20 protein-coding genes and 1 tRNA gene are annotated in these 19,039 nt (G+C 62.9%); 14 read left to right on the top strand and 7 right to left on the bottom strand.

Going from position 1 to position 19,039, the window contains the following annotated elements; all coding sequences use genetic code 11:
- From IV500_RS20200 to IV500_RS20175, 6 genes are all read left to right on the top strand, one after another.
- Positions 1-934 (top strand): HNH endonuclease signature motif containing protein (locus IV500_RS20200; RefSeq protein WP_230855257.1); only part of this gene is annotated, 934 nt, incomplete at its 5' end.
- A gap of 221 nt (positions 935-1,155) precedes the next feature.
- Positions 1,156-2,139, top strand: coding sequence for an NAD(P)H-quinone oxidoreductase (locus IV500_RS20195; RefSeq protein WP_196398613.1), 984 nt, complete (start codon positions 1,156-1,158; stop codon positions 2,137-2,139).
- A gap of 139 nt (positions 2,140-2,278) precedes the next feature.
- A complete protein-coding gene (locus tag IV500_RS20190) occupies positions 2,279-4,621 on the top strand; it encodes a carbon starvation CstA family protein (RefSeq protein ID WP_196398612.1) in 2,343 nt (780 codons plus the stop codon).
- A complete protein-coding gene (locus tag IV500_RS20185; protein WP_312876009.1) occupies positions 4,618-4,875 on the top strand; it encodes a YbdD/YjiX family protein in 258 nt (85 codons plus the stop codon). The genes IV500_RS20190 and IV500_RS20185 overlap by 4 nt, the downstream gene beginning before the upstream one ends.
- A gap of 152 nt (positions 4,876-5,027) precedes the next feature.
- Positions 5,028-5,597, top strand: a complete 570-nt coding sequence (locus tag IV500_RS20180) for a bacterial proteasome activator family protein (RefSeq protein WP_196398611.1) — start codon at positions 5,028-5,030, stop codon at positions 5,595-5,597.
- A 14-nt stretch (positions 5,598-5,611) separates the two neighbouring features.
- On the top strand, positions 5,612-6,049 hold the full coding sequence (locus tag IV500_RS20175) for a hypothetical protein (protein WP_196398610.1): 438 nt from the start codon (positions 5,612-5,614) through the stop codon (positions 6,047-6,049).
- Positions 6,050-6,163: 114 nt separating this feature from the next.
- Here the strand turns inward: IV500_RS20175 and IV500_RS20170 are convergent.
- The 4 genes from IV500_RS20170 to tmk all read right to left on the bottom strand — a co-directional run bounded on the left by IV500_RS20170 (position 6,164) and on the right by tmk (position 9,926).
- Positions 6,164-6,236 (bottom strand) — tRNA-Thr (locus IV500_RS20170).
- Positions 6,237-6,387: 151 nt separating this feature from the next.
- Positions 6,388-8,019 (bottom strand): alpha/beta hydrolase, encoded by a 1,632-nt coding sequence (locus tag IV500_RS20165; protein WP_196398609.1) that lies wholly within the window; start codon positions 8,017-8,019, stop codon positions 6,388-6,390.
- A 96-nt stretch (positions 8,020-8,115) separates the two neighbouring features.
- A complete protein-coding gene (locus IV500_RS20160; RefSeq protein ID WP_196398608.1) occupies positions 8,116-9,270 on the bottom strand; it encodes a DNA polymerase III subunit delta' in 1,155 nt (384 codons plus the stop codon).
- Positions 9,267-9,926 (bottom strand): dTMP kinase, encoded by a 660-nt coding sequence (gene tmk / locus IV500_RS20155; RefSeq protein WP_196398619.1) that lies wholly within the window; start codon positions 9,924-9,926, stop codon positions 9,267-9,269. The genes IV500_RS20160 and tmk overlap by 4 nt, the downstream gene beginning before the upstream one ends.
- A 125-nt stretch (positions 9,927-10,051) precedes the next feature.
- On the opposite strand from tmk, the gene IV500_RS20150 reads away from it, so the two are divergent.
- The gene (locus IV500_RS20150) at positions 10,052-11,275 is read left to right on the top strand and encodes a trans-sulfuration enzyme family protein (protein WP_196398607.1); all 1,224 of its coding nucleotides are present in this window, start codon (positions 10,052-10,054) and stop codon (positions 11,273-11,275) included.
- A 9-nt stretch (positions 11,276-11,284) separates the two neighbouring features.
- On the top strand, positions 11,285-11,632 hold the full coding sequence (locus tag IV500_RS20145; RefSeq protein WP_196398606.1) for a DUF2516 family protein: 348 nt from the start codon (positions 11,285-11,287) through the stop codon (positions 11,630-11,632).
- 13 nt (positions 11,633-11,645) lie between these two features.
- Here IV500_RS20145 and IV500_RS20140 read toward each other — a convergent pair whose 3' ends face one another.
- Positions 11,646-12,500 carry a class I SAM-dependent methyltransferase gene (locus IV500_RS20140; RefSeq protein WP_196398605.1) on the bottom strand — a complete coding sequence of 285 codons (855 nt, stop codon included), beginning with the start codon at positions 12,498-12,500 and terminating at the stop codon, positions 11,646-11,648.
- 49 nt (positions 12,501-12,549) lie between these two features.
- Between IV500_RS20140 and IV500_RS20135 the strand changes: the two genes are divergently transcribed.
- Complete coding sequence (locus tag IV500_RS20135) at positions 12,550-13,299, top strand: phosphoglyceromutase (protein WP_196398604.1); 750 nt, start codon at positions 12,550-12,552, stop codon at positions 13,297-13,299.
- A gap of 43 nt (positions 13,300-13,342) precedes the next feature.
- Here IV500_RS20135 and phoU read toward each other — a convergent pair whose 3' ends face one another.
- Positions 13,343-14,002 carry a phosphate signaling complex protein PhoU gene (gene phoU, locus IV500_RS20130; RefSeq protein WP_196398603.1) on the bottom strand — a complete coding sequence of 220 codons (660 nt, stop codon included), beginning with the start codon at positions 14,000-14,002 and terminating at the stop codon, positions 13,343-13,345.
- Between the two features lie 245 nt (positions 14,003-14,247).
- Here phoU and IV500_RS20125 point away from each other — a divergent pair, with 245 nt between their 5' ends.
- Positions 14,248-15,492, top strand: coding sequence for a sensor histidine kinase (locus IV500_RS20125; RefSeq protein ID WP_196398618.1), 1,245 nt, complete (start codon positions 14,248-14,250; stop codon positions 15,490-15,492).
- Complete coding sequence (locus IV500_RS20120; RefSeq protein WP_196398602.1) at positions 15,489-16,169, top strand: winged helix-turn-helix domain-containing protein; 681 nt, start codon at positions 15,489-15,491, stop codon at positions 16,167-16,169. Before IV500_RS20125 ends, IV500_RS20120 begins: the two co-directional genes overlap by 4 nt.
- Before the next feature lie 13 nt (positions 16,170-16,182).
- Here the strand turns inward: IV500_RS20120 and IV500_RS20115 are convergent, their stop codons facing one another.
- Positions 16,183-16,788 carry a hypothetical protein gene (locus IV500_RS20115; RefSeq protein WP_312876008.1) on the bottom strand — a complete coding sequence of 202 codons (606 nt, stop codon included), beginning with the start codon at positions 16,786-16,788 and terminating at the stop codon, positions 16,183-16,185.
- 285 nt (positions 16,789-17,073) lie between these two features.
- Here IV500_RS20115 and IV500_RS20110 point away from each other — a divergent pair, with 285 nt between their 5' ends.
- The 3 genes from IV500_RS20110 (at position 17,074) to ispF (ending at position 18,993) form a co-directional block, all read left to right on the top strand.
- A complete protein-coding gene (locus IV500_RS20110; protein WP_196398601.1) occupies positions 17,074-17,556 on the top strand; it encodes a CarD family transcriptional regulator in 483 nt (160 codons plus the stop codon).
- Between the two features lie 169 nt (positions 17,557-17,725).
- Complete coding sequence (ispD, locus tag IV500_RS20105) at positions 17,726-18,490, top strand: 2-C-methyl-D-erythritol 4-phosphate cytidylyltransferase (protein ID WP_196398600.1); 765 nt, start codon at positions 17,726-17,728, stop codon at positions 18,488-18,490.
- A gap of 2 nt (positions 18,491-18,492) precedes the next feature.
- A complete protein-coding gene (gene ispF / locus IV500_RS20100) occupies positions 18,493-18,993 on the top strand; it encodes a 2-C-methyl-D-erythritol 2,4-cyclodiphosphate synthase (protein WP_196398599.1) in 501 nt (166 codons plus the stop codon).
- Positions 18,994-19,039 lie beyond the last annotated feature (46 nt).

The following is a 19,039-nucleotide window of genomic DNA, read 5'->3' as shown; positions in this document are numbered from 1 at the left end:
CACCGGGACCATGGCAGTAATGGGATACCAGCAAATCAGCGCCGAAGCCAAGAAGATCGCGTACCGCCTGGACCCACTCGCCATGCTGGCCCGGAACACGAAAGCCGTCAACGACCGGCACGTCAGCATACGCCCGGCCCCCGACGCGATGGTCCGGCTCTCCGCGCTCCTGCCCGTCGCTGAAGGCGTCGGCGTATACGGCTCCCTATCCCGGGAAGCAGACACCCTCCGTGCCGGCGGAGACCACCGCGGCCGCGGGCAAATCATGGCCGACACCCTGATCCACCGCACCACCGGAACACCCAGCGGAATCAGCGGGGTGGAAATCCAACTCGTCATGACCGATAGGACCCTGTTCCAAAGCGACAGCGAACCAGCCCACCTCACCGGCTACGGAACAATCCCCGCCCACCGGGCCAGAAACCTCATCCAGCACGGAACAAAGACAACCAACAATAACCCCGCCGCGGCGATGGAAGACCCGGCGTTCCGGGTCTGGATCCGACGGCTCTACACCGCCCCCGGCACCGGGAACCTCGTCGCCATGGACTCCACCCAACGCCTCTTCCCACCCGGACTGCGCAGATTCATCACCGCAAGAGACCAAACCTGCAGAACACCTTACTGCGACGCACCCATCAGACACATCGACCACATCATCCCCCACCACACCCAACACAACAACAAAAACAACGGGAAAACCAACGAACTCAACGGCCAAGGACTCTGCGAACGCTGCAACTACCGCAAAGAAACACCCGGCTGGACCTCCACCCCACAACCCCGAACCCCACCACCAACCGGAACACCCGGACCACCAACCGGAACACCCCCACGACACACCGTAAAAATCACCACACCCCTCGGCCTCAACTACACCTCCACAGCCCCACTGCTCCCCGGCACCGCGCGGATGGGAGCCGGAGGAACTTGAAGACCCAACGGGTGAAGATATTGGCAGCAGATCACGTCTATGCTGTGATGGCTGCTCGTAGTCCTCATAGGTCTGCAGCCCCATCGGTCTGCAGCCCCATCGGTCTGCAGCCCCATCGGTCTGCAGCCCCATCGGTCACCTATTCGGCCTGCCGCCGGTGCCGCACGTGGCCTCGCAGCAACGTGACAGCAAGAGATTAGTTTTAACCAGTGGAGGGTGACATGAAGGCGATCGGTATCAAGGCTCCGGGTGGACCAGAAATGCTGGAACTGCGCGAGGTTCCAGCACCTGTCCCGGGGCCGGGCGAGGTGTTGATCGACGTCGTCGCCGCTGGAATTAACCGTGCAGATGTCCAGCAGCGGCGCGGATTTTATCCTCCTCCCGCCGGTGCCTCGGATATCCTTGGGCTTGAGGTGTCCGGGCGGATTGCTGGCTTTGGCCCCAATGTTGCCAAGGCATTTTCCAAGGGTGACAAGGTGATCGCGCTGCTCTCCGGCGGCGGCTACGCACAGCAGGTGGCGGTGTCGGCGGAACAGGTGCTGCGTATCCCGGCCGGAGTCGATGTGGTCACCGCCGCTGCTCTGCCCGAGGTGGCGGCTACGGTGTATTCGAATCTATTCATGACAGCTCAGCTTCAGGCCGGCGAAACGGTCCTGATCCATGGTGGTACCGGTGGCATCGGCGTCATGGCCGTCCAGCTAGCGAAGGCGTTAGGTGCCAACGTCGCCGCGACCAGCGGCAGCGAGGAAAAGACCAGTACTTTGACGGCGTTTCTCGGAGTCGACATCGCCATTAATTATCGCGAACAGGATTTTGTCGAGGTGCTCCGAGAGCGGACCGGAGGACACGGAGCCGACGTAATCCTGGACGTGGTGGGTGCAAAGTATCTGCAGCGCAACGTGGATGCTCTGGCGCAGTACGGCAGACTGGTCATCATTGGCATGCAGGGCGGAACGACGGCTGAATTGGACCTGGGCATGCTCGTGTCCAAGCGGGCGGCCATCATCGGTACCACCCTCCGCGCCCGTCCTACGGAGGAAAAGGGTGCCATTATGAACGCTGTCCGTGAGCACGTCTGGCCTTTGGTGAGCAATGGAAAGGTCAAGACTTTAGTGGCTAAGACCTTCCCGCTGGCGCAGGCCGCGCAGGCGCATGCGTACTTTGATTCCGGTGAACACATGGGCAAGGTCCTGCTGACCGTGTAGGGGATCGGCCGTACTTCCAGCCTCCCGTGCGTTCTTTGCTACGCTCTACGGGAATGAAACCGATGCAAAGACATCAAAACCTTCTCACAAGACATTAAAACCTTCTCACAAGACATTAAAACCTTCTCAAGGGAGAGACATGAGCCAGCGCTCTGTGCAAGGACAGACAGGGCCTGACGTCCTGGTCCAGGACCCCGATCTGCCACCGGTGGCGATCGATGTCGAAGCGGAGGAACGTGCGCATAAGTGGACGCCGCTGAAAATTGCCGTTTGGGTGGCCATCGCCCTGCTCGGTGGCATCGCCTGGGTGGTGCTCGCTGTTGTCCGCGGGGAAACTGTAAACGCAATCTGGTTCGTCTTCGCGGCCGTGTGCACATATCTGATTGGTTACCGCTTCTACTCCAAATACATCGAGAAGCACCTGCTCCGTCCCAATGACAAGCGGGCCACGCCAGCGGAGTACAACGCGGACGGCAAGGACTTCGTTGCCACGGACCGCAATGTCCTCTTTGGGCACCATTTTGCCGCCATCGCGGGGGCGGGACCATTGGTGGGCCCCATCCTGGCGGCGCAGATGGGGTATTTGCCCGGCACTATCTGGATCATTGTCGGCGTTGTCCTGGCCGGCGCCGTGCAGGATTATCTGGTTCTGTTCTTCTCCATGCGTCGCGGTGGCCGTTCACTTGGACAAATGGCCCGCGAGGAACTCGGTGTGATCGGCGGCACGGCGGCGTTAATTGCCACCTTGCTGATCATGATTATCATCGTTGCCATTCTGGCGCTGGTCGTTGTGAACGCCTTGGGCGAGAGCCCGTGGGGTGTCTTTTCCGTTTCGATGACCATTCCGATTGCGCTGTTCATGGGCCTGTACCTGCGCTTCTGGCGTCCAGGGAAGATCATGGAAGTTTCCATTATCGGATTCGTGCTGTTGATCGCGGCCATCATCGGCGGTGGAATGGTGTCCCACAACGAGTGGGCCTCGGCCTTCTTCCACCTTGACCGCACCACGATCGCCTGGGGCATCATCGTCTACGGTTTCATCGCTGCGATCCTGCCGGTCTGGCTGCTGCTGGCTCCCCGCGACTACCTCTCCACCTTCATGAAAATCGGCACCATCCTGATGCTGGCGCTTTCTATCGTCCTGGTCCGGCCCGAAATTAATGTCCCGGCCTTCAGCGAATTCGCGGGGCGTAACGATGGCCCCGTCTTTGCCGGTTCCGTGTTCCCGTTCCTGTTCGTCACCATTGCCTGCGGCGCGCTATCGGGTTTCCATGCACTGATCGCTTCGGGTACCACGCCCAAGCTGATCGAAAAGGAACGCCAGAGCCGGTTCATTGGCTACGGCGGCATGCTGATGGAATCCTTTGTGGCCATCATGGCGCTCGTAGCCGCACTGTCGATCGACCGTGGCATCTATTTCGCCATGAACGCCTCCGGAGCAGCTACTGGCGGAACAGTCGAGGGCGCTGCGGCCTTCGTGAACTCGCTCGGTTTAACAGGTGTGCATGTGGACCCGGCGACCCTCGCCCAAACCGCATCAGATGTTGGTGAGACCAGTATTGTCTCGCGCACCGGCGGTGCACCAACGCTCGCTGTCGGCCTTGCCCACATCATGCATCAAGTCGCCGGCGGCCCCGCGCTGATGAGTTTCTGGTATCACTTCGCCATCATGTTTGAAGCGTTGTTCATTCTCACAGCGGTGGACGCGGGGACCCGAGTGGCACGCTTCATGCTCCAGGATTCCATCGGCAACTTTGTCCCCCGCTTCAAGGACACGTCCTGGCGTGTGGGGTCCTGGGTCTGCACCGCGATTATGGTGGCCGGCTGGGGTGCCATTTTGATCATGGGAGTAACGGATCCGCTCGGCGGCATCAATACACTGTTCCCGCTGTTTGGCATCGCCAACCAGCTGCTGGCAGCAATCGCGCTGGCGGTCTGCCTTTCCATTGTGGCCAAACGGGGCAACTTCAAGTACCTGTGGATCGTCGCCGTGCCGTTGGCCTTTGTCTCCGTGGTCACGATCGTGGCGTCGTTCCAGAAGATCTTCTCCACGGTTCCTGCGGTCGGCTACTGGGCGCAGCACAATGCCTTCCAAAACGCGTTGGATGCAGGGAAGACATCTTTTGGGACCGCCAAGTCGATCGCCGCGATGGAGGCCGTGGTCCGAAATACCTTCGTCCAGGGGACGCTGTCCATCATCTTTGTGGTGCTGTCGATCGTGGTCATCACCGCGTCAGTGCTGGTCACCTGGAAGGCCTTCCGTCAGGACGCTGCAACGCTCAATGGGGATGCTACGGAAGACAAGGCCGTGCCCGCGCGGATCTTTGCCCCCGCCGGCTTCCTGGCTACCAAGGCGGAAAAGGACCTGCAGGCGCAGTGGAAGGAGTACGACGGCGGCCGGGCAGTGCGTGCAATGAGTGCGGCGGGTGCGCCAGTGGCTGGATCGGGTACCGGTACGGACGTGGCGGGAGGCAAACCATGAAGGGATTGACTCAGGATGCACAGACGGTGTCCCCGCAAATGGTGACCCCGCAAGCTGTTGCCATGCGGACTCTCGCTGCCGGGCTGAAGCACGTTGTGGCTTATACCAAGGGCGTCCTCGGGGAAGATGCCTACGACAAGTATGTGGCGTATCACAGAACGGTCCATGACGATGCCGCGCCGATGACGGTGAAGGAATTCTGGCGGGATAAAACTGACCGCGAAGGGTCCAATCCGCAGGGACGGTGCTGCTGATTCCGCAGTAGCCGCTGCAGCGACGGTGGTCTGGGCCGGTGACACGTAAGGAATACCGAATTCCTGCTGCACCTGTCCAGACCACCCGCATAACCTGCCCGCACGCATAGCCTGCCTGCCGGCCGAACAAGCGGGCATGAGAGTATGAACGCATGAGTGATGATGCTGGGGTTCCAGTCGAGGGACAAGCCCTACGCGATGCGACGGCACAGGTAAAGCCGCCGCAGCTTGGGGATCTGGTGGATGAACCTGCCAAGGTGATGCGGATCGGCACCATGATCCGGCAGCTCCTTGAAGAGGTAAAAAGCGCGCCCCTCGATGAGGCAGCACGCACCCGCCTTGCACAGATCCACGAGCGCTCCATCCGCGAACTGGAAGACGGCTTGGCTCCTGAACTCGTCGACGAGCTGCACCGGATACGATTGCCGTTTTCCGAGGACGCGAAGCCGTCGGATTCGGAATTGCGCATCGCTCAGGCGCAGCTGGTGGGCTGGCTGGAGGGACTCTTCCACGGTATTCAGGCCGCCATGGCCGCACAGCAGCTGGCCAATCAGCACACCGCGGCGCAGCTGCAGCTGCGCCAGCTCCCGCCCGGCACCGTCCTGGCCCCCGGCGTCGTCGTCGGCGAGAACGGCGAGCCGCAGCGGGCTCCCACAGGAGCGCGGCAGGCCAGCGGCCTTGACCACGATGAGCCCGGCCGTGGTCCGGGCCAGTACCTCTAACCGCAGGACCAAGGGTGCTGTTTGCGGCGGCCAGGCAGGGCCGCAAAGACGACGCCGAACTCGGCAATGGTGTGTGGCGGCGGGCCCACGACCGATTCCGCCGCGGCCTGGACAGGTTTCATCAGATGCTCGAAGGCATAGAGGATCCGGACAATTACGCGGCCGTAGTGCCGACGGCCAACGCGCTTGCGGATTTGCTGCCCAGGGTGCGGGCGCTCTGCGCTGCCGCGCAGTCGCGGGCGCCCAGTGCCAACATGAACATCCCGGCCAGCGCCGGCGGCTACCTCAACGACGTCCACCGTGAACTTACCCGCGCCGGCAACGCCCTGGCCACCGCAGCCGAAGCCGTTGCTTTGGTACGGCTGAATGCCGGCCCGATCGCCGCCGTCGAGCGCCGCGCGTACGCAGTGCACCGGCACGTGGACGAAGCAGCCCGGCTTTGGGACGACTGAAGATGACGATCAGGGAAGCACTGAACGCGGCCCGGAGTCAGCAGGAACCTGGATCAGCCTGGACCTGATGGGATCAGAAAAGCCCCGCACATTGCGCGTGCGGGGCTTGAACTGAGCCTCCTAACAGAATCGAACTGTTGACCTTTTCATTACGAGTGAAACGCTCTACCAACTGAGCTAAGGAGGCCTGCGCCCACTGAAAATCCAACGGATCGAAATCCGGCGGTGGACGCAAGCAACAACTCTAATCCAGCGTTCGGCCGCAGGTCAAAACGCACGTCAAAACGGAGGTCAAAACGCAGGCGCTGTGCGCATGTCAAAGCGCCGCGACATCGTGCTCAGCAGCGGGTCTTATCCGCCGGAACCTTGCCATCCACAAAGTAACCATCAACCGCGTTGGTGAGGCAGTCGTTGGCGCGGCCGTAGGCGGTGTGGCCGTCGCCGTCCCACGTCACCAACACGCCGGAGGAGAGCTGGGCACTTAGTGACTGGGCCCACTGGTACGGTGTGGCCGGGTCGCGCGTGGTGCCAATGACCAGGATTGGTCCGGCACCGTCAGCGGTGACTTTTGCGGGCTTATCAACCACCGGCGCAGGCCAGTCTTTGCAGGTCAGTCCGGAATAGCCAAGCATCTTGCCGAAGGTGGGGGAGACCTTCTGAAGCTCCTGTGACTGACTGCGCATGGCTGCAACGTTGGTTTCCATCGGGTAGTCCAGGCAGTTGATGGCGGTAAAGGCGGCGGCGGTGTTGGTGGTGTAATGGCCGCTGGCATCACGGTCCGCGGAATAGTCGGCCAGGGTCAGGATGGCGTTGGAATCGCCCTTGAACGCCGTGGTCAGCGCGGATTCGAGCGGATCCCACAGATCGGTGGAATACATTGCGAAGGCCAGCGCGCCGGTGAACTCCTCCGCGGTGACCAGCCGTCCATCCTTGGTTTTCTGCGGATTGTCGACGTAGCTGGCGTTGAGGTCCCGGATCTGCTGAACGGCCTGCTCGGGTGTTCCGCTGACCGGGCACTTGGCGTCCTGCAGGCAGTGTGCGGCCCAGGAATGGATGGCCTGCTCGAAGCCGGCTGCCTGGCCCATCGTGATGTCTGCGTCGGTCAGAGAGGGGTCCAGTGCTCCGTCGAGGGAAAACCTGCCCACGTTATGCGGAAACAGCCCGGCGTACGTGGCGCCGAGCTTGGTGCCGTAGGAGAAGCCCATATAGTTCAGTTTCTTGTCATTGAGCACCGCCCGGATGACGTCCATATCCTTCGCGGAGCTCTCCGTATCGATGTACGGAAGGACGCCGCCGCTTTTCGCCTCGCATTGCGCTGTGTCCGCCTTATGCTCGGCCTCATAGCCGGCCAGGCCTGCGTCGGTGTCCAGATCAAAGGATTCCTGGCGTTCCTTGTCCTGGGTGGCATCGTCAACGCACTGCACGGGCGAGGAGCGCTGCACGCCCCGGGGATCAAAGCCGACGACGTCGTAGGCGCCGCGGAGCTTGGCCGAGAAGTAGGTCTTGCCGCCGTCGCGAACCATGTTGTATCCGGATGCGCCGGGTCCACCGGGATTGACCAGCAACGAGCCCTGCTTTTCGCCTGTTGCGGCCAGCCGGATGAGCGCCAGCGAGATGGACTTCCCCTGTGGCGCCGCATAGTCCAGTGGCACCTTGACGGTGGTGCACTCGAACGACTTTTCGCAGCCGTTCCACGTCACTGACTGCGTGTAGTAAGAGTTCAGTTCCGCCGGTGTGCCGACCAGGTTTTCGGGTGCGGCTGAGGAGATGCTGGGGGCCGCTTCCTTGCTCGGTGCCAGCAGCGTGCAGGACGAAAGGAGCAGCGCACCAGCAACCGCGGCGGCGATGAGGCCAACGGCACGACTGCCAACGGCACGGCTGCCAACGGCACGGCTGCCAACGGCACGACTGCCAACGGCACGACGGCGACGACGCAGCAGACGGTGCCGGAACGGCGGTACAGCATTCATGCATTTCTCCTCGGCGGAAACGGTGTGCAGGTCAAACGGTGTGCAGGTCAAACGGTGTGCAGGTCAAACGGTGTGCAGGTCAAACGGTGTGCGGCACTAGAGCAGGCTCACGGCCATGGCCTCTATGGCCAGCAGCGGAGCGACGTTGCTGGTGGTGATTCTGCGCCGGACGTCGTTAATGGCATCCATCCGGCGCAGCGTGGTTTCGGCGCTCCCCGCGGCCGCGAAGGCCTGCAGCTGCGGTCGTAGTGCGGTGTTGACCAGCTCCACTTCGGCCGTTTCATGGCCGGCGAGCTGCAGGAGCAGCGTGTCACGGTAGAACGAAAGCAGATCCGTCAGGGCCCGGTCCAGAGTATCCGTAATGGAACGCTTGGACCGGCGTTTCTGGTCCTCTTCGAGGGCCCGTACCTGGGATCGCATCGACGGCGGCAGCGTCCCGGTTTCCGGCGCGCCGAGGGAAACCAGGAGCGCTGTCTTTTCTGCGGCGTCGCGTTCGTCATTGGAGGAATTGGCCTCCGCTGTTGCCAGCTCCACCAGGGAGCCGGCCGCGCGGACGGCCGTGCTGACGTCGGAGAGCGTCAATGGCAGGCGGACTATCTCGTCGCGGCGCTGCCGGGCGCCCTCATCCCGGGCCAGCCGCCGGGCGATCCCGACGTGGCTCTGCGCGGCGCGGGCCGCATGTTCGGCCTGACGGGGGTCGACGCCGTCGCGCCTGACAAGCAGCGCCGCCACATCCGCCACCGGCGGAACGCGCAGTGCGACGGCCCGGCAGCGGGACCGGATGGTGACCAGTACGTCGGCCGGGCTGGGGGCGCACAAAATCCAGATGGTGCGCGGGGGTGGTTCCTCGATGGCTTTCAGCAGGACGTTGGTGGTCCGCTCAATCATCCTGTCTGCGTCCCCTACGATGATGACCCGCCACCGCGCGGAGGACGGCCGGTCCTGAGCCTTGGTGACAAGCTCGCGGGCGTCGGCGATCGCTATCGTGGTTTTTTCTGTTGCCACGAAGGTAACGTCTGCATTGGTGCCGGTCAGCACTGTGTGACAGGCGTGGCACTCGCCGCAGCCGCGCTCACTGAGCTCGGTACGGTCACAGACCAGGGCGGCAGCCAGTGCCTTCGCCGCGTTGGACCGCCCGGAGCCGGGAGGCCCGGTAATCAGCCAGGCGTGGGTGGGGGACGGCGATTGAGCCGCCCGGCGGAGCTGGGCAACGACGGGCTCCTGCCCCTGCAGGTCATCCCATACGCTCACGGCAATAGCCCTTGGACACGGTCCAGTATTCGTTCCGCGAGCTCTTCGACGGGCGCCTGTGCCTGGAGGACAAGATACCGGACGGGTGAGACGGCGGCGAGCCGGAGGAAAACGTTGCGAATGTCACGGTGGAAATCATCGGGTTCAGCTTCGAGCCGGTCCTCATCGGTGTCCGCGACAGTGCGCCGATTACGTCCGTCCGCCGGTTCCACGTCCAGCAGCACCGTCAGATCCGGCCACAGACCGTCGGTGGCCCACTCATTCAGGTCCCGGATGCGGCGTTCGCCAAGACTCCGGCCGCCACCCTGGTAGGCAATCGAGGAGTCCACGTACCTGTCGCTGATGACTAATGTCCCTTGTGCCAGGGCCGGGCGGATCACCTGGGCCGCGTGCGCGGCGCGCGCGGCAGCGAAAATCAGTGCCTCGCTGCGGGCATCAATGTCGCCATGGCCATGTTCGAGCACCAAAGCCCGCAGCTTTTCGCCCACCGGCGTGCCGCCCGGTTCGCGGGTGCGCAGGACCGTGTGGCCCAACTGCTCCAGCGACGCGGCCAGCAATGCAGCCTGGGTGGATTTTCCCGCACCGTCCCCGCCCTCAAAGACGATGAACAGCCCGGACCGGCTCGCGGCCTGTTGCTCTGTGGAGAGGGAGGGCAGAAGCTCATCGGGTAGGGAAAGTTCAGTGGGTACAGCTGCGGAAGTCACACCAGTAGCCTACCGACTATCGCTGACAGGCCCCGGTGAAATCCCCGATGCACTAACGCGCGCACTAATCTGGAGCTATGAGCCAGGAAGCCGTATCGAACCCTGCACCATCCACACATCCGTCAGATCTCGCGCCGGACACCGTCGTTGTGGCGGCGGGACGTCCGGAACGCGGGCACGACGCGCCGGTGAACCCGCCGATTGTCTTGTCCTCCACATACGTCGGGACGGGGCAGGTTGTCGACGGAGACAGGGCCTACGGGCGCTATTCCAACCCCACCTGGGATCCGCTGGAGGAAGCGCTCTCCGCATTGGAAGGCGCATCGTTACCCGGCCTGATCTTCGGATCCGGACTGGCAGCGGTCTCCGCGGCGCTCTCGCTCATCCCGGTTGGCGGCGTGCTGGTGATGCCCAAACATTCCTATCAGGGAGCCTTGGTGATGGCCTCGGAGCTGCAGGAACGGGGACTGTTTACCCTGCGCACGGTGGATATCGCCGATACCGAGGCCTCGATATCGGCGATTAACGGAACGAATGGTAAGAACGACGGCGGCGCGGAGGACGGTTTTCCGCCGGCCAGCATGCTCTGGCTGGAGAGCCCGACCAATCCGATGCTCGAAGTCGCCGACCTGCGCACGCTCGCCGCTGCAGCAACAGCCGTGGGCGCCGTCGTCGTCACCGACAATACTTTTTCCACACCGTTGGTGCAGCAGCCGCTGGAACTTGGCAGCGACGTCGTTCTGCATTCGGTGACGAAGTATCTGGCCGGGCATTCCGACGTGGTACTCGGCGCGCTGGTCACATCCGATGCAGGCTTGCGTGCGCAGCTGCTGCACCACCGCTCGATTCACGGTGCCATTGCCGGCCCGTTCGAGGCATGGCTCGCGCTGCGCGGCCTGCGCACACTGGCGCTGCGGGTGGAACGATCACAATCGACCGCGGCGGCGCTGGCCCGGCGGCTGCAGTCGCATCCCCAAGTGGAGGCCGTGCGCTTCCCCGGTCTGGAGACCGATCCCGGACACCACCGCGCCAAGGTGCAAATGCGCGGTTTTGGCTCCGTGCTGGCCATCGAAGTCCGCGGTGGAGCGGCGGCAGCAGACGCGGTGGTCAACGCTGTGCGGCTGTGGACGCCCGCAACGTCCCTGGGCGGCGTCGAATCACTGATCGAGCGCCGGCGCCGGCACGCCAATGAGCCCGAAACCGTGCCCGCGAACCTACTGCGGCTCAGCGTAGGAATCGAGAACCCGGATGATCTGTGGAACGATCTGGCGCAGGCTCTAACTACTACCGGAACCCGCTAGGCTGGTCACGTGCTTATTAGTCACGTTCTTATTGGAACCGTCCCCAGCCTGCTGCTGCAATTGCTCGGGCTGGTGGCCCTCGCGCTTTCGTTGTGGGCCCTTGTCGACTGCCTGCGCACCAAGCCGGCCGACTTTGAGCGGATGGACAAGCGGACCAAAGGCTTCTGGGTGGGGATCACCCTCGCAGCCACCGTGGTCAGCGCGCTGTTCGTCCTGGCGCCGGTCGTGGGCTTCTTCCTGATCTTCGAACTCGCCGCAACCACCGGTGCGGGCGTCTACCTGGCCGATGTCCGGCCCGCGGTCAGTGGCGCGCGGCGCGGCGGCAAGCGAAACCGCGGACCGTCCGGTTCCTGGTGAACTGAGGGTGAACCTAGGGGGAAACAGCGGCCCAATCCACCGTCAGCTCGCCCAGCCGCCAGCGTGCCGGACCGTCGCGGATCGGCCACCGAGCAGCCCGCAGGGCCTGACAACTGGCCACCCAGCGTTGGCGGGCTCCGAAGGCGCCTAAGGGAGCGGCTTGGAGCCAGGCATTGTCCAACGCCTGCAGGAATGCATGGATCTTTTGGCCGGGAACATTGTGGTGGATCAGCGCCTTGGGTAGGCGCTCGGCCACGTCCGACGGCAGCATGAATGCGCCGAACCGCAGGGACAAGGTCAGCGAAACGGGGCCGGTGGGCTCCAAAGTGACCCAGCTGCTGCGCCGGCCAATCTCGTCGCAGGTTCCGTCCACAAAGATCCCCTCCGGAGCCAGTCGTGAACAGACCAAGGCCCAGATCGCCGGAACATCGGCTTCCGCATACTGCCGCAGAACATTGAAGGCGCGCACCATTACGGGCTTTCCGGCGACGGGAATTTCGAACCCGCCCAGATGGAAGCTAAGCCCTGCGTGCTCCAGGGGTTTGGCCGCGCTTACCCGTTCGGGCTCAATCTCGATGCCGGCCACATGGACGTCAGGATTCACCGCAGCGAGCCTGTGCTGCAGCTCGACGGCGGTGATCGGAGTTGCCCCGTAGCCCAGATCCACGACCAACGGGCCGTGCGCGCCGAACATGGTGCCGCCGTCGTCGTCCATCACGGCAGTCCGCAGCCGCCAGGCCTGCGGGCCGGCCAACCAGCGGTCCACCCGGCGCAGGCGGTTGGCATTGGTGGTGCCGCGGGTGATGTTGCCGACGGGTTTCGCCACACCGCCGGTCCGGTGACTGATTCGCTCCGCCCGTTGCACCACGGACTTAGCCTAACCGCCCTTGCAGAGCGTCCTCGGCTAGGATTCTTCCATGACCTCTTACAAGCTGATTCTGCTCCGCCATGGCCATAGCGAATGGAACGCCAAAAACCTATTCACCGGGTGGGTGGACGTGGACCTGAACGATCAGGGGCGCCGGGAAGCCGTCCGCGGCGGTGAATTGCTGGTGGAGCACAGCCTGCTCCCGGACATCGTGTACACGTCCCGGCAGAAACGCGCCGTGAACACCGCCAATCTGACGCTGGCCGCGGCGGACCGCGGCTGGATCGACGTCAAGCGCAGCTGGCGGCTCAATGAACGCCACTATGGGGCGCTGCAAGGCAAGGATAAGGCCCAGACGCTCGCTGAATACGGTGAGGAGCAGTTCATGATCTGGCGCCGGTCCTTTAATACCCCGCCGCCGCCGCTGCCTGATGACAGCGAATTTTCCCAGGTGGGCGATCCCCGTTACGCGGATCTGGGAGATTCGATTCCCCGCACCGAATGCCTTAAGGACGTACTGGAGCGGATGCTGCCGTACTGGGAATCGGACATCACGGTGGATCTGGCCGCCGGGAAGACGGTGCTGGTCACTGCGCACGGAAATTCCCTGCGCGCCGTGGTCAAACACCTGGACGGCATCTCGGACCAGGACATTGCCGCGCTGAACATCCCCACCGGGATTCCGCTGGTCTACGAACTTGACGAAAACTTCAAGCCGCTCAACCCGGGCGGCAGGTATCTGGACCCGGCGGCGGCGGCGGAAGCCATCAAGGCAGTAGCCAACCAGGGCAAAAAGTAGCAGTTCCGCAGTCCTTGTGCCGGACGCGGTCAGCCGGAGGTGCTCAGAGAACGAAATCCTCCGGCTGCCACTGGCCGGTCACCAGATAGGCCACCTTGCGCGACACGGAGACGCCGTGGTCGCTGAACCGCTCGAAGTACCTGCTGGCTAACGCGACATCGACGGTGGTGGCCGGCGATTCCTGCCACTGCGGTGCTGCTATGGCATGGAAAACGCTGCGATGGAGTTCGCTGATACTGGATTTTGCGGTTTGGATTTCTGCCACCAGGGCCATGTCCCGCGTTTGCAGTAGTTCCCCGACCTGCCGGGCAATTTTCAGATCCAGCCGGGCCAGTTCGTTAAAGGTCAATGTCAATTGCGCCGGAATCACTGTTAACGGGTAGCGCAGACGAGCAAGTTGGGCGATATGCCGCGCCAGATCCCCCATTCTTTCCAGTGACGCGCTCATCCGCAGCGATCCAACGATCATCCGAAGATCGCTGGCCACCGGCCCCTGCAGGGCCAGAATATCGATGGCACGTTCGTCCAGATCATTTTGCAGGAAATCGATTCGGGCATCGGCGGCGATGACGTCCTGGGCCAACTCGATATCCGCCCCTTGGAAGGCGCAGATGGCGTTTTCAGTGCCTTCGGTGACGAGTTGGGATATCTCGATCAGCCCCTCGCCGATTTGATGCAGCTCCGCCTGAAATACTTTACGCACTGAGCATCCTTTCAATGGGTGAGGGCCGCTGCTGTGCCGCGCGCGGCTGGCGGCCGCCACGGTTCTGCTGCCATAGCCTGTGCGCTCAGCTTTGCAGCACCGGATGAACACTTCAGCACCAGCGGGTGAACGTTGGCTGAACGCGGCCTTCCGCCCGCATCCTGCCGGGTATTCCGCCGGCACTCTGGCGAGGATGCTGGATAAGATGCTGGGGCATCTGTGCCTAAGCTAGTGGCGTGGACCCCATGCTGATCGGCGTAATCGGAGGAATCATCGGCCTTGTGCTGGGTGTCTTCGGAATGATCTCGTTTAATCTCAGCGAGCGCCAGCGCCGGGAAGCGGTAGAGGTTCAGGAGCCCAACCTGCCGGACGGTGCAGCGGAAGTCCTCTCCGTCGTCGGGCGCGCGTTTGTAGTGGTGGACGGGACCGACGGCGTTGTCCGTGCGAGCCCCGGCGCCTTCGCGTTCGGCTTGGTCCGCGGGCATACCGTGGTGCACCAGGAACTGCTCCAGCTGACAGCGAGAGTGCGGCGCGACGGCGTTATCGCGGAAGCAGCGCTGGAACTGCCGCGGGGTCCCTTAGGTCAGGGAACCATTGTGCTCCAGGTGCGCGTGGCTTTGTTGGGGGAGGAATATATCCTCCTGCTGGCCGACGACCGCACGGAAATCACCCGGACCGAGGCCGTCCGCAACGACTTCGTGGCCAATGTTTCACATGAGTTGAAGACGCCCGTTGGTGCCATTTCGCTGCTGGCCGAAGCGTTGGAGGCTTCGGCAGAAGACGAGGACGCCGTCAGGCGCTTTGCGAGGCGGACGCACACGGAAGCCGCACGGTTGGCAGCGCTGGTCCAGGACATCATCGAGCTGTCCCGGCTGCAGGGCACTGATGTGGTGCAGCAGGGGCAGGCTGTTGATCTGAACACGGTGATTGCTGAAGCCGTGGACCGTGCCAGGCTGGCAGCCGAGAGCAAAAACATCAGTTTCGTCGTGGGAGGCCACGCGGACCGGGCGGTCTACGGAGATCCGCATCTGCTGGTGACTGCGTTCAGGAACCTGATTGACAACGCCGTGCGGTATTCGCCGGAGAACACCAGAATCGGGATTGGAACCAATTCCGCTGACGGACTGATTAATATTGCTGTGACTGATCAGGGTGAGGGCATCAGTGCCGAGGATCAGGACCGCGTGTTTGAGCGATTCTATCGTGCTGATGCCGCGCGGTCCCGGCACACCGGTGGTACCGGCCTTGGCTTGAGCATTGTCAAGCACATCGTCGCCAACCACGGCGGCGAAGTTACGCTCTGGTCCCAACCTGGCCGCGGCTCCACCTTTACCGTCCGCCTGCCGGAGATGGAGGGCGGCCCTGGAGCCGAGGTGCCGGAAGCCGAGGTACCAGGAGCCGCGTCACTGGAACCCGCGGAACCCAAGTCCGGAAACAATTTCACAACTGGGGACGCGCGCGTCCAGAAGAACCAAGGAGCTACTGCGTGAGCAGAATCTTGATTGTTGAAGACGAAGAATCCTTCTCCGACCCATTGTCGTATCTGCTCGGCAAGGAAGGCTTCGAGGTCCAGGTAGTGGACAACGGCCTTGACGCCGTCACAGAATTTGACCGGACGGGGGCGGACCTGGTGCTGCTTGATCTGCAGCTGCCCGGGCTCTCGGGGAATCAAGTGTGCAGGGCACTGCGCCAGCGTTCCGGCGTTCCGATTATTATGCTGACCGCCAAGGATTCAGAGATCGATAAGGTCGTCGGCCTCGAGCTGGGCGCGGACGACTACGTTACCAAACCCTATTCCGCCCGGGAACTGGTCGCCAGGATTCGGGCCGTGCTCAGGAGGCAGGCGGAACCGGAGGAACTCATAACGTCCACGCTGCAGGCCGGACCGGTCCGGATGGACGTTGAGCGCCATGTGGTTAGCGTGGACGGCGAACCGGTGCTGCTGCCGCTGAAGGAGTTTGAGCTGTTGGAAATGCTGCTGCGGAACTGCGGACGGGTACTTACCCGCGGCCAGCTCATCGACCGGGTCTGGGGCTCGGATTACGTTGGTGATACCAAGACGCTGGATGTGCACGTGAAACGGCTGCGCAGCAAGATCGAGCAGGACTCATCGATGCCCCGCTACCTGGTTACGGTCCGCGGTTTGGGCTACAAGTTCGAGTCCTGACTGTTGCGTCCGGTTAGCTGCCGGACGTGGCAGTGGCACTGCTGGTGGAGCTGGACGTGCTGGTCGAGCTGGAGGAACTGGTGGAGCTGGCCGAACTGTCGGACGTTGACTCCGCGCCGGGGGTGGGAATGTACTTCTGGTACTCCTCGAGCGTCCCATCCAGGACCGGAACGTTAAGCTGTGCCGTCTGCGGGCCGGTACTGCCGGACTGTTCGAGCGTCAGCATCTCCATGGCCCCGGGCGCAGCGCCGACGGAGCTCAGAATAGACGAATTCGACTTTTCAGTCAGGTAATAGTCCCCGTGCGCCTTGACTGCGACCTCGGTCTGCGAACCCGCAGGTCCGCTGATGGTCAGTTCAATGTCGCTATCGGAGGTATTGAACACAGCGCCGATGACCCGTCCGGGCTTGTTTTCGCCGCTGGAGACGATCAGGATATTGCGCAGCTGCAGGCTCCCCATATCAGTGCGTACCCCATCGGAGGGCGAGTAGATCTGACCGGTGCTCTGCGGGTTGATATAGCTGCAGCCGGAGACCGCGAGCGCACCTGCGCCGATAAGTGCGATCAGGCTGATCCGCTGTGCACGATTGACTATCCGCTTGCTCGCAGCGATTCTCACGTAGAACTCCTCATAGAAAGGCCAACAGTATTCCGCCTCAGCTTATCTGGAAACAGGCGCAGGTCACGCTTCGGGCCGGTAACGATCCCGGGCCCGGCAGCGGCTGAATGATCCGCGCTGTCGATGTTGGGCCCGACCGCCTGCATCGAAATGTCATTTCGTCAAGACCTTTCGGACATTCATTTAGCACCGGGAACTGGTCATTAGCTGGCGCTGACCTGCGAAAACGCCACTAGGAGGGGCCTGAATCGTGCTAAACTAGGAGCCGGGAAAGGGAGAAACCACATGCTTTTTGAGGTCGGCGAGACAGTAGTATACCCCCACCATGGCGCAGCGAAGATCGAGGAGATCAAGATGCGCACCATTAAGGGCGAAGAGAAGATGTATCTCAAGCTCAAGGTGGCTCAAGGTGATTTAACCATTGAAGTACCGGCAGAAAACGTAGACCTCGTCGGAGTGCGGGACGTTGTCGGCAAAGAGGGCCTGGAACAGGTTTTTGATGTCCTGCGTGCCGAGTTCACCGAGGAGCCCACCAACTGGTCACGCCGGTATAAGGCAAATCTTGAAAAACTGGCCTCCGGTGATGTGATCAAGGTGGCGGAGGTTGTGCGTGACCTCTGGCGCCGGGACCATGATCGTGGCCTGTCCGCGGGCGAGAAGCGGATGCTGGCCAAGGCCCGGCAGATTCTGATTTCCGAGCTGGCGCTGGCGGAAAAGACCGATGAAGACAAGGCCGCCACGGTCTTGGATGAGGTCCTCGCATCTTAGGACATGCCGCTCTTAGGCAGAACGGCTCATAGGACACACCGGTCTTAAGCCGGATCGGATCTGCAAAAAGCCCCGGCACCCTCGTGGTGGCGGGGCTTTTTGCTGGCCGGGGTCGCCCGGCACTGCGCCGCGCGTAAGGGCATGGAGGCGGGGCGCTACGCTTAGGCGCATGGAAACAGAGGGCATAACCAAGCTCGCCGTCATTATCGTGGCGGCCGGATCCGGAGAACGCCTTGGCTTTGGCATGGCCAAGGCCAAGGTGCCGGTTGGCAGCGATCCGATGCTGCTGCACACCTTACGCACCGCGCTGTCGGCCAAGATAGCGGCTCAGATTTGCGTAGCCCTTCCGGCCGGCGATACTGACCTGCGTGCGCTGTGCGAGTCAGTGGACACTGATGGTGACCTGAAGATCACCACGGTCGACGGCGGAACCACCCGGGCGGAATCGGTACGGGCGGCGCTGGCTGCTTTGGACGCCGATGTGACAGCGGTGCTTATTCAGGACGCGGCCCGTCCATTGACCCCGGTGGAGGTTTACCATCGCGTCGCACAGACCCTGGCAGCAGGCGCGCTGGCGGTTATTCCCGCCCTGCCCGTGACGGATACGGTGAAACTCGTCGAGGGGTCTACGAGTGCCGGAATCGCCCCGGAGAAGGTGCTGTTGACCCCGGACCGCGCTGTTCTGCGTTCGGTGCAGACCCCGCAGGGGTTCGATCTGCCAACCCTTCGCCGTGCCTACGATGCTGCGGCGGGGTTCAATGCTGAACAGCGGGCAGCCGTGACGGACGACGCGATGTTGGTGGAGGCGGCCGGCGTCGACGTCTACGTGGTGATGGGATCGGCGAGCAGCCTGAAGATTACCGGACCCTGGGACCTGCTCCTTGCCGAGGCATTGCTGGCTGGACCGCTGGCACCCCGCTGGGTCGAGGGCTAGGAATGGACGGTGTACGCGGCGCCCTCCCGCAGACGGGAATCGGGCTGGATGTCCATGCCTTCGCCCCGGAAGGTGAGGCGGTGCCGCTTTGGCTGGCCGGCCTCTTCTGGCCCGGTGAGTGCGGGCTAACCGGTCATTCCGACGGCGATCCGGTGGCCCACGCGGCAGCAGATGCGTTGTTCTCCGCTGCCGGGCTGGGGGATCTGGGGACGCATTTCGGCACTGACCGCCCCGAATTCAAGGGAGCCAGCGGCGCAACGCTGCTGGCTCACGCCAGCCGCATCGTCCGGGCCGCCGGCTTCGAGATCGGCAATATCGCCATACAACTTGTCGGTAACAAACCAAAGTTCGCCCCACGTCGCGAGGAGGCACAGCAGGCACTCAGCGCTGCTGCCGGTGCCCCCGTCAGTATCTCCGCCACCACCAGCGACGCCCTCGGCTTCACCGGTCGAGGGGAAGGAATCGCAGCCATCGCCACGGCGCTGATCTGCCGCGTCGAATAGGTATCCGGTAAACGGACGATTCCGCCAGGTCCGATCCGCTAGCCTA

The organism is Arthrobacter terrae (genome assembly GCF_015708085.1).
In the GTDB taxonomy this organism is placed as follows: Bacteria; Actinomycetota; Actinomycetes; order Actinomycetales; family Micrococcaceae; genus Arthrobacter_M; species Arthrobacter_M terrae.
Note: the sequence above shows the minus strand (reverse complement) of the source record. Positions and strands in the feature narration are given on the sequence as shown.

Bases quoted from the DNA above. Each gene is read 5' to 3' on its own strand.
- IV500_RS20110 (WP_196398601.1), top strand. From the start codon at position 17,074: ATGCTTTTTGAGGTCGGCGAGACAGTAGTATACCCCCACCATGGCGCA.
- IV500_RS20150 (WP_196398607.1), top strand. From the start codon at position 10,052: ATGAGCCAGGAAGCCGTATCGAACCCTGCACCATCCACACATCCGTCA.
- IV500_RS20190 (WP_196398612.1), top strand. From the start codon at position 2,279: ATGAGCCAGCGCTCTGTGCAAGGACAGACAGGGCCTGACGTCCTGGTC.
- IV500_RS20185 (WP_312876009.1), top strand. From the start codon at position 4,618: ATGAAGGGATTGACTCAGGATGCACAGACGGTGTCCCCGCAAATGGTG.
- ispF (WP_196398599.1), top strand. From the start codon at position 18,493: ATGGACGGTGTACGCGGCGCCCTCCCGCAGACGGGAATCGGGCTGGAT.
- IV500_RS20165 (WP_196398609.1), bottom strand. From the start codon at position 8,019: ATGAATGCTGTACCGCCGTTCCGGCACCGTCTGCTGCGTCGTCGCCGT.
- ispD (WP_196398600.1), top strand. From the start codon at position 17,726: ATGGAAACAGAGGGCATAACCAAGCTCGCCGTCATTATCGTGGCGGCC.
- IV500_RS20195 (WP_196398613.1), top strand. From the start codon at position 1,156: ATGAAGGCGATCGGTATCAAGGCTCCGGGTGGACCAGAAATGCTGGAA.
- IV500_RS20180 (WP_196398611.1), top strand. From the start codon at position 5,028: ATGAGTGATGATGCTGGGGTTCCAGTCGAGGGACAAGCCCTACGCGAT.
- IV500_RS20125 (WP_196398618.1), top strand. From the start codon at position 14,248: ATGCTGATCGGCGTAATCGGAGGAATCATCGGCCTTGTGCTGGGTGTC.
- IV500_RS20135 (WP_196398604.1), top strand. From the start codon at position 12,550: ATGACCTCTTACAAGCTGATTCTGCTCCGCCATGGCCATAGCGAATGG.